The sequence below is a fragment of the Bradyrhizobium sp. 14AA genome, assembly GCF_054185205.1.
The window spans coordinates 1-435 of the sequence record NZ_JAVAYM010000197.1; the positions used below are offsets into that span (position 1 = coordinate 1).

1 protein-coding gene is annotated in these 435 nt (G+C 68.3%); it reads left to right on the forward strand.

Going from position 1 to position 435, the window contains the following annotated elements:
* On the forward strand, positions 1-347 hold a 347-nt coding region (locus RAD15_RS43985), incomplete at its 5' end, for an SH3 domain-containing protein (protein ID WP_458184891.1).
* Between the last annotated feature and the right edge of the window lie 88 nt (positions 348-435).

A 435-nucleotide genomic window follows, 5' to 3' on the forward strand; every position in this document is an offset into this window, starting at 1 on the left:
ACGTCAACGTGCGCTCCGGCCCGGGGGCGGGTTATGCCAAGCTCGGCACGCTGACGGCGGGCACTCGCGTGAACCTGCGTGGCTGCGAAGACAATTGGTGCAATGTGCGGGGCGCCGGCCTCCATGGCTGGGTCTCGGCCAACTATCTGACCAATTATGCCGGCCGCCCGCCTGCGGTGGTCATCGCACCGACGATCGTCGTGCGGCCGCCACATCGCCCGCCGCACTGGCAGCGGCCGCCCCATTGGCACAAGCCACCGCACCGTCCGGGCTGGAAACCGCGTCCGCCCAGGCCGCATCCCGGCGCTCATTGCAAGATCGCCCCCGGTTTCCCCTGCCCGCGCTGACCGGCTCCTGACAGCCTGATGTCAGCAGCGCCGTTGAGATCGAAGCCGAAGGGTCGCTCAAGACCTTTCGGCTCTTCCCATTTTGGCG